The 7,118-nt window shown below is 63.7% G+C and carries 6 protein-coding genes; all 6 read right to left on the reverse strand.

The genetic code is table 11. The annotated features are described in order from the left end of the window. A partial coding sequence (locus tag EYB53_RS24575; RefSeq protein ID WP_135482130.1) for a tetratricopeptide repeat protein occupies positions 1-1,652 on the reverse strand: 1,652 nt, incomplete at its 3' end. A gap of 76 nt (positions 1,653-1,728) precedes the next feature. Beyond that, entirely contained in the window at positions 1,729-2,859 is a 1,131-nt protein-coding gene (locus tag EYB53_RS24580; RefSeq protein WP_135482132.1) for a hypothetical protein, read from the reverse strand. A gap of 44 nt (positions 2,860-2,903) precedes the next feature. Then, positions 2,904-3,671, reverse strand: coding sequence for a hypothetical protein (locus EYB53_RS24585; RefSeq protein WP_135482134.1), 768 nt, complete (start codon positions 3,669-3,671; stop codon positions 2,904-2,906). A 92-nt stretch (positions 3,672-3,763) separates the two neighbouring features. After that, positions 3,764-5,356 carry a caspase family protein gene (locus tag EYB53_RS24590; protein ID WP_135482136.1) on the reverse strand — a complete coding sequence of 531 codons (1,593 nt, stop codon included), beginning with the start codon at positions 5,354-5,356 and terminating at the stop codon, positions 3,764-3,766. A 17-nt stretch (positions 5,357-5,373) separates the two neighbouring features. Then, positions 5,374-6,486: a hypothetical protein gene (locus EYB53_RS24595; RefSeq protein ID WP_135482138.1), complete on the reverse strand. Its 1,113-nt coding sequence runs from the start codon at positions 6,484-6,486 to the stop codon at positions 5,374-5,376. 54 nt (positions 6,487-6,540) lie between these two features. Continuing rightward, positions 6,541-7,118 (reverse strand): WD40 repeat domain-containing protein (locus EYB53_RS24600; RefSeq protein ID WP_135482141.1); only part of this gene is annotated, 578 nt, incomplete at its 5' end.

Raw genomic sequence — 7,118 nt, forward strand, 5'->3', positions numbered from 1 at the left:
GCCTCCAGCACGGCCTCGTAACGAGAACGAGCGGCACCGTAGTCCCCCTGGTTGAACAGCGTGGTGGCCAGACCCATAGCCGTGCGGAGCGTGGCGGGGTGTCCGGGGCCAAATAGGCGGATTAGGGCCTCCAGCACGGCCTCGTAACGGGCGCGGGCGCCGACGTAGTCTCCCTGATTTCTCAGCGTGCGGGCCAGGTTGTCGGCGGTGTCGAGCGTGGCGGGGTGTTCCGCACCCTGCCGCTCTGCCTGGTAGGCAAGCACGGCTTCAAGGTGCGGCACGAGTTTTGTGCTGTCCTTAATCTGCCCGGCATCCTGCAAGGTGCGGGCATAGTTCGTGAGCGTCGTGGCTGCTGCGCCAAGCAACTCCTGTGAGTGTGGCTGCTGGCGTACAAATGCACCACAGAGCCGGTGCAGGGTGATAGCGTCGGCGTGTTCCGCGATTGAGGTACCGACCAGGCCAAGGGCGCGCAACCGACGAACGGCGGTATCACCGCGTGCTGCGCCATCAGCATCAGCAGGGTCGATGCCGTCCACCTGCCAGAGCAAATTCTGGGGAATCGCTGACGGCGCACAGTAGGCGGCGGCGTGGAGCATGCGTAAGGCCGATGCATCCAGCGGGTCGGCAGCCTGGAGGTGGCGATAGCTCAGGTTAAAGGCGGCTGCCACCCCCAGGGTTCTGCCGGTTGGTAAACCGGCCTCACGCAGCGCGGTTTGCATCGCGGTCGCGTCGGCACGGGTCGCGAAGAGCGGATCGTCCCCAATTTGGGCCTGAAACTCCCGCAGGCGCAGGCTGGGGTGGAGCCGTAGCAGCGCCGCCGCAATCGCCAGCGCCAGTGGCAGATCGCCGAGCAGGTCGCAGATCGCGTCGGCTGCAGCCTGCTCTGCCTCGTCTGCAAGCAGCCCGGCGAGCGGCACCTCCTGGTCGGCAGCCCTTGCCCCGAGCAATAGCTCGACACTGCACAGGCGCCGCAACACTGACAGCCGCAGGCGCTGCACCTGGCGCGGCCAGTCGTCTCGCCGACTGGTAATGAGCACGCGGGTGCCGCTGCCGGTCGGCTGCCAGCGCGTAAGCAACGTCGGGTCTTCGAGATAATCCAGCACCAGCAGCCGCCGCACCGGGCTATTCCAGGCGGCCTGCACGCAGGCAATGCGGTCGTCAAATGACAGCGCGGCAAAATCCGGCAGATCAAGGCCTCCCGGCCCGGCACAAGCGGCCACCTGGCCGGCGATCAGGCCGGGTTGCTCCATATTCAACCAATAGATCCCTCCGGGAAAGGCTGCCTGGTTCTGGTAGGCGAAGGTTGCGGCAAGCAATGTTTTGCCGACACCGCCCATGCCGGTGATTGCGGGTGGCAGCGTGACAGGGCCCTCCCCTATCAGCAGTGTTTTCAACGTAGCGAGGACATCGTCGCGCCCAATCAGGGGGATTGGCTGATAGGGCACCTGGAAGGCTGGAGGTGACTCGCGCCGCACCTGGTAAATCTTGTCGCCAAAGTGCTGCTCGACTGAACCCTGTGGCTTGTAGAGCAAGCCCTTGGCGTCACGGGCGTCGAGGTGTACCTCCTCATAGTCGCCGCCACCGGTATTAACGGTACGGTCGGCATCCTCGGGGGAAGGTGGCGTCTGATGTTCATTCCTCGTGTCGAGCATAACTGCCTCGGTCACTTTCTGTGCGCCAGCGGAGAGTGGGAGAGCCTGGCGCCACTGCTCTCCACCTGTCTGGGTATCACACCCTGGCAACTAGCGCGGCCAGCGCCTCCAACTCCGGCTGCTGTTGCGCGAGCGCCTGGAGATCAGTTTGTACACGGGCGAGCTTGGCGTTCCGACGGGTGGTATCCCCCGCCGACTCGGCGTGTAGCGCCGCCTCGAGATCAGAGGCAACCTTGTCAAGATCTTCGGCCAGGGTGGTATTGTTTTGGGTGCGGGTAGCGTGGGCCGCGGCGTGTAGCTCGTCCAGGGCAAGAGACAGTGAGGTGTCGGCCACCACCGGCGCTAGCGTCCTGCCGCTCAACTGAGCGCTCCCGTTCTCCATGACTCCGATTGCGGAGCCACCGATCGCGCTATCAAAGATTCCTGTGCGCGAGTCAATGTTACCCTCAGCGTAGTCATCGGCGACGATGTTGTGAACCTCATCAAAATAGTTGACATTGACCTGATTCGGCGTCTCGGCCTGCAACCTTCTCTTTGCTTCCATCTGTTGGAGCACGAGCCTGGAGAGATTAAACACAACCACGCCCAGGACTGCCAGGCTCACGAGATACTTCCAACTGGCTGCCAGAAGCTTGCGGAAGGAGTATGTAATACTGACATTGACGTACGTCTCTCGTTCGATCACGGGTAGGGAGCGATATTCCACATCATCTTTCGCTAGCTCAACCTTAGCGGTCGCCACGAGAATCAGTTTTTTGACTCCACTCTCGGTCGGCGTTACCTCCCACGACCATTCGGCATAGCCGACTCTCGGCACAATCTGATCTTCTTCAGCAAGGGGAACTATCTCAAACCCCTCGCCGCGCAGGCTCGCCTGCATATGTAGCCCAAGGTACGGCACCTCCTCGATTGCCGGTTCGCCCTCGCCCGGAACGTTGGTCGCCAGGGTTGTGTCGTTGATATCGCGGCTCAAGCGCAGCACGATCATCTCAGCCTTGCCGACAATCATCTCCGCAGGTGGATTAAATAGCATTTTTCCGGGCTCGAGCTCGGCGAGGGCGTCTTCGAGCCGCTGGTCACGGGTCAGTGTGCCTACAAGTCTATAGGTAGGTGTAGGGATAGGGCTCGTTGTAGAACCGCATCCACCCACGAATAAGAACGCGAGGCAAACAATGGCGATGAAGATCAACTGACGCTTGCTTAGCATAGAGCACCTCGTGTGCATGTTTACGATTCGTGCTTCGTCATACGTCAGATCTCCAGCCCCTCAAACGCCTGCGCCACTTCGTCGTCGCCCATCGCATCGACGTTGATCTCCTCCTCGCTACCAAGCGAGCCGACCGAGATCTTGTTGAACCAGCCCTGGCTGACGCGAATCGCACGGAAGAGTGGCGTAAAGTTCGTCGCCCCAACGATTGAGAAAAGGGTGCCTTCGGAGTGGGCAATGCGCAGGTTCAGGTCGGCCCGGCCGAGGTCGGCGAGCGGGTTCTTGATCGCGCCGCCGGCCGTGAGCTCGATGTACGCCTGGTTATCCTCGCAGACGAGCACCGTGCCGCTCCCGGCCAGCACGACCTCGGTAATCACCGCGTAGCTGAGCTTCCAGTGGTAGTCGATGCGCTTCAATAGCTCGCGCTGTAGGGCGAGCTGATTGGCGATCCGCCGGGTGCGGCACCCCTGCAGGCTCAGCACGCAGGCACCCTGCCGTTTGAAGTCGAAGGCGATGCCTGCCTCGGCGGCGCCGATCCACTTGAACAGGGCCGAGGTCTCGCCACCGACCTTGGTCTGGTAGGTCACGCCGGACTGCGACTGATGCAGGATGCTCTCGCCGCCGTGCTCCGGTAGCAGCTCGGGCTGCACCGGGATCGCCAGGGCCTGGGTGATATTGTCCATCGGGACGAAGACGCCGTCCTGCACATCACCGATCGCGCCCAGGTCGATCGGCGTGCCGGGCAGCCAGATGGCGTGATACTTGAGGTTGGTCTGGATCTCGCGTGTGTACTGTTGTGCTGTTGCGGTCATTGGTTAACTCCTTGGTGTGGTTCTGGCAGTGAGAGAGCGGAGGCCACAGCGGAGGCCAGAAACGCTGCGGCCTTGTTGGCACTCGGGGCTGGCTACGTCACCCCGGCGACGAGCGCCGCGAGTTCGCTGAGCCCAGGCTGCTGCTGCGCTAGCGCTTGGAGGTCGTTGCGTGCGCGCCCGAGCTTTTCGCCACGGCGTTTCGTGTCGCCCACCTTCTCGGCGTTCAGCGCTGTCTCGAGGCTTGAGGCAATCGCGTCGAGATCCTCGGCGAGGATGGTCAAGTGCTGTTCATGGGCCTGCGCCACGGCAGAGCGCACCTCGTCCAGCGCCTGGGAAAGCGTGACGCCCGATGTCGTAGGCGGGGGTGTTGCACCACTTCCTGCCTGAAATGTCCCGCCCTTCAAAACGCCAACGGTTGGCCCAGCGAACTCGCCGCCGAAAATGCCCTCTCGCTTGTCGATGTCGCCCTCGGCGTACTCGCCGCCGCCCATGTTGACGTGACGCACCTCGGCTTTTGCCCCGCGCCCGATCGCGATCCCGCTTCCACCGCTGATGCCACCAACGCTGATCTTGTCGCCGTAGTGCTGCGTGACCGATCCCGTGGGCTTGTAGATGAACCCTGGGGCATTGCGAGCGTCAATGCGCACATCCTGGTGCGCGTCGTAGGTCATATCGCCCCCGGCAACCACGTGACCCTGCCCGCTCACGTTTTGCTGGTGAACGTCCCGCCCGGCAACCACGTTGCCCTGCCCGCTCACGATCTGCTGGTAGATCCGCTCGCTCTCGGCCAGATCTACCTCGCGCACCACCCCGCCCAGCGTCCGCGGCCGATCATTGGGGCCAAGCTCGCCGCTTGGCGCGGTGCCCCGGTAGAGCGCCAGGGCCATCACCCCGACCGCTTTGCTGATCGTCAGTTCAGGTTCCTGAACCTCGCCCCAACGCCGCCGCACCGCGCCGCTCACGCGTTCGTGCAGCCAATCATAGAAGCCGAACAAGTCGATGTAGCCGTGGCGTGGCTCGATTCCCTCGCCCTGCAGCCCCGCAGCCACTGCCTGGGCGAAGAGGGTGGTCGACTCGGCCCGACTGAACCACGACCGCTGCTGCTCACGACAGGCGGTGATGATCGAACGCCCCTCGCCGGCACTCAGCAGCGCGGTGGTCAGCGTCTCGGGCAGCATCTCGCCAAGGGCGGCAGGTTGTTCAGCCGTCGGCTCGCCGAGGGAGGCTGGCGCGAGGGCTCCGGCGTGACAGGCATTGAAGACCAGCAGTGCCCGGCGTGCGCCAATGGCCTTGATGTGCTCCAGCAGTTCTTTTTCGCGCACGCCGGTGCCGGCGACCACGGCGTTGGCGACAACTTGGGTGTCATAGGTGGTCAGGTAGTAGCTCTCTTTCTCCTGCTCCTGCTCCTTCCCCTTCATGCCGTGGCCGCTGTAGAAGAGGAAGAGCGTGTCCTCTTGACGGACCGTGGTGGCGAGCCGCTTCAACTCGGCGAGGATACGCTCGCGAGTTGCCTCGGCCTCGCACAACACCGTGACCTGGGCCGCGGGGTAGCCACAGAGCAGCGGGTCGCGCAGGATACCGGCGACCAGCGCGGCGTCTTCGGCGGTCTGCGGCACATTCAGAGCAGTCGCGTGTTGATAACTACCGACCCCGATCACGAGGGCGTGGCCCTGATTGAATGGCATTGGGAGCCTCCTTATGCCTACTGAACAGGTGTCAAATCCAGCTTCACGTGTCCGCTTGTGGCCGAAAGGTAGGCCTCGATCTCCTTCATCGACGCTGCGTACGCCTCGTCAAATACCTCCGGCTTCTCGAAGAGGTAGTCCATGAAGCCGCGCTGTTGGGTGATCTCGATCTCGTGGAGCTTGATGTGGTGATATTTCTCCGGGGACAGGTCGCCCCGCTCGACCAGGGTGTTGATCAGCGCGATCTGGTGGCGCTCGCCGGCGTAGGCGCCGTTGAAGCCGACCTCGGTCTTCAGGTCTTCGATCCCGATCTGGCTGGTCGGCATGGGGCCGATCCAGCGGTAGCTGATCGGCCGCGCTACGAAGATATCGGTGGCGTAGACCAGCTCGGCGAGCATGATCTGGCGGTAGTAGGCCCCGTCGAGGAAGCAGCCCCGCTTCTGGTCGAAGCCATACTGGTAGATCCAGAGCCCGTCGCGCACGGTCTCCGGCGTGATATCGTCGTAGGTGGTGCGCTCGCGGTGCCGGCTGGGCTGGCCCTTGTCGTAGGCGTGCTTGCGCTTCGACTTCTCAGTCAGCAGCTCGCGCGCCCGTGGGTTGAGATGCACGTACTCGCAGCCGTCTAGCGGGTTGTAGCTGTTGAAGGCGATGCCGATCGCGCTGGCGTTGAACGCATCGCTGATCTGCTTGAAGAACGCTTGGGGAAAGAGCGGTACCAGCACTCGGCCCGGTAGGGTTTGCAACGCCGCCTGGAGGAGGAAGGTCTTGCCGCCGCTCGCAATGATATGCTGCCAGGCCTGGATACTGTTGCGCACAAGGTCGGCGGTGTACTCGAGGTAGGCCGGGCGGAACACGCCGGGCCGGCCCCAGAGCGCAACCGAGGCCAGGTCGAGGTTGATATTGCCCGTGGTCGCCACTTTGGCGATCTCCTCCGCGAGCAACTCACGGAGCGAGGTGCATGCATCTCGGCACTGCAGGTATGTGTAGACCCAGAAGATCTGGCCCGAGGTGCAGGAGATCATGCTGGGGGTGAGCTCCTGCACCCGCGCCGCATCCAGGAAGCCGGCGCCAAAGGCGTTGTTGCCGGCCAGGCCGCCCAGGGCAAAGGCGATGGGCTGTTCGCTGTTCATACTCTTTGCCTCTTGTACTCATATTGTTGTAGGAGAGACATCACCAGTGTCGTGTTATCGGACTAACTTCAGGAAGTACACGCCACCCCCGCTCCCCGCGGCGGCGATCCACTGCCCATCCGCTGAGCAGGCGCAACAATACAGGTCGCTCTCGATGTGCAGCGCCGCCAGGCAGCGCCCGCTCAGCCCGTCCCAGACCTTGAGGGTCTGGTCCCAGGAGGCCGAGACGATGGTGCGCCCGTCGGCGCTGATCGCGCAGCCCGCCACCCAACCAGTATGGCCGGTGAGGGTGACGCGCTCCTGGCCGCTCAGGGCGTCCCAGACCTTGAGGGTCTGGTCCCAGGAGGCCGAGACGATGGTGCGCCCGTCGGCGCTGATCGCGCAGCCCGCCACCCAACCAGTATGGCCGGTGAGGGTGACGCGCTCCTGGCCGCTCAGGGCGTCCCAGACCTTGAGGGTCTGGTCCCAGGAGGCCGAGACGATGGTGTGCCCGTCGGCGCTGATCGCGCAGCCCTCCACCCTATCGGCATGGCCGGTGAGGGTGGCGCGCTCCTGGCCGCTCAGCCCGTCCCAGACTTTGAGGGTTCCATCCGAGGAGGCCGAGACGATGGTGCGCCCGTCGGCGCTGATCG

Source organism: Candidatus Chloroploca mongolica, assembly GCF_004762035.2.
Classification (GTDB): domain Bacteria; phylum Chloroflexota; class Chloroflexia; order Chloroflexales; family Chloroflexaceae; genus Chloroploca; species Chloroploca mongolica.